Source organism: Aedoeadaptatus coxii (assembly GCF_001553115.1).
In the GTDB taxonomy this organism is placed as follows: Bacteria; Bacillota; Clostridia; order Tissierellales; family Peptoniphilaceae; genus Aedoeadaptatus; species Aedoeadaptatus coxii.
On record NZ_KQ960170.1, the window covers coordinates 1 to 687 of the forward strand.

Below are 687 nucleotides of genomic sequence, written 5' to 3' on the forward strand. Positions count from 1 at the left end.
GAAGAGAGTGTTTATAGTATTAGCTTTACCACGATTTATCGAGCCATTTATTCCGGCCTTTTTGACGAGCCAAATCTCTCTAAGGGCAATAGAGGATGTATTAGAAAACTAAGACATCGCGGAAAAACAAGGCATACCAAATCCTATGAAGAGAGACGCGGTAAAATTCCAATCACCAATCCCATATCCGAACGACCGGATGCAGCTGAAAAAAGGCAGCGCTTAGGCGACTGGGAAGCGGATACGGTGGCAGGTAAAACCGGCAGGGCACGCTTACTCACATTGACTGACCGGAAAAGTCGTTACCTGCTTTGTCGGATAATTCCAAAGAAGACGTCCCAATGTGTTAAACAAACCATGATTGAACTATTGAAGGATGAACCCCTTCAAAGCATTACTCCCGACAGAGGGAAAGAGTTCTCAGAACATCCTGAGATCTCCCAGCAACTGTCTCTTGTTGACTTCTATTTCCCGTTGCCCCATCACCCATGGCAACGAGGGACCAACGAAAATACAAATGGTCTATTAAGAGAATACTTTCCAAAAACGAAAGATATTGACCAATCAGATAGCTATATTGAAGCGAAAATAGAAGAGATCAATCGTCGACCACGTAAATGCTTAAACTGGAAAACGCCCTATGAAGTTTACCATTCAGTAGAGTTGCACTTGACTTGACAATTCAAG

1 protein-coding gene is annotated in these 687 nt (G+C 43.2%); it reads left to right on the forward strand.

The genetic code is table 11. The annotated features are described in order from the left end of the window. Positions 1-678, forward strand: a 678-nt coding sequence (locus HMPREF1863_RS02075; protein WP_068366958.1) for an IS30 family transposase, incomplete at its 5' end; no start/stop codon positions are given. Positions 679-687 lie beyond the last annotated feature (9 nt).